The sequence below is a fragment of the Gluconacetobacter asukensis genome, assembly GCF_014174375.1.
GTDB classification, from domain to species: Bacteria; Pseudomonadota; Alphaproteobacteria; order Acetobacterales; family Acetobacteraceae; genus Gluconacetobacter; species Gluconacetobacter asukensis.
In genome coordinates this window covers 1-589 of sequence record NZ_JABEQE010000063.1, presented here as the reverse complement: position 1 = coordinate 589, position 589 = coordinate 1, and the positions used below count along the sequence as shown (strand labels likewise).

1 protein-coding gene is annotated in these 589 nt (G+C 68.3%); it reads right to left on the bottom strand.

What is annotated here, in order from left to right; all coding sequences use genetic code 11:
* Nucleotides 1-589: TolC family protein (locus HLH35_RS19730; protein ID WP_182980750.1), on the bottom strand; the 589-nt coding region annotated here is incomplete at both ends.

The window sequence follows — 589 nt, the reverse complement described above, 5'->3', positions numbered from 1 at the left end:
CGGTCGCTGGCCAGCCGGCTGTCCTCGGCCGCGCGGTGCAGCAATTCGGTATGTTCCACATCGTCATGCCAGGCCGCCATCGCGTCCTCGACCTCGCGGAAGGCCGTCAGCACCGTCTGGCGATAGCTCAGCCGGCTGGCTTCCGCCGCCGCCTGCATCCCGCGCACCTGCGCCGTCAGCTTGCCGCCATGGGCCAGCGGCAGCGAGGCCAGCATGAAGAACTGCCAGCTCAGCGCCCCGGCCTGGAAGAGCTGGTACATCGCCGAGGCATTGGGGTTGAAGTTCAGCGGAATGCTGAAATTCGGATACATCTGCGCCACCGCAACGCCGATCCGCGCCGTGGCCTCGGCATAGGCGCGTTCCGCCCGGCGGATGTCCGGACGGTTGGCCAGCACGATCGAGGGCATGGTTGCCGGGAAGTCGGGAACCTTGGGCAGCGGGCGGGCGATTTTCAGCTCCGCTTCCGTGGTGCCGGGCATCTGGCCCATCAGCACGTCGAGCGCATGCGTGATCTGGGCGATATGCGTGCGCAGCGGCTCGCGCGCCGCAAGCTGGCTGTCCAGCTCCGCCTTGGCCTGCGCGATCTGCA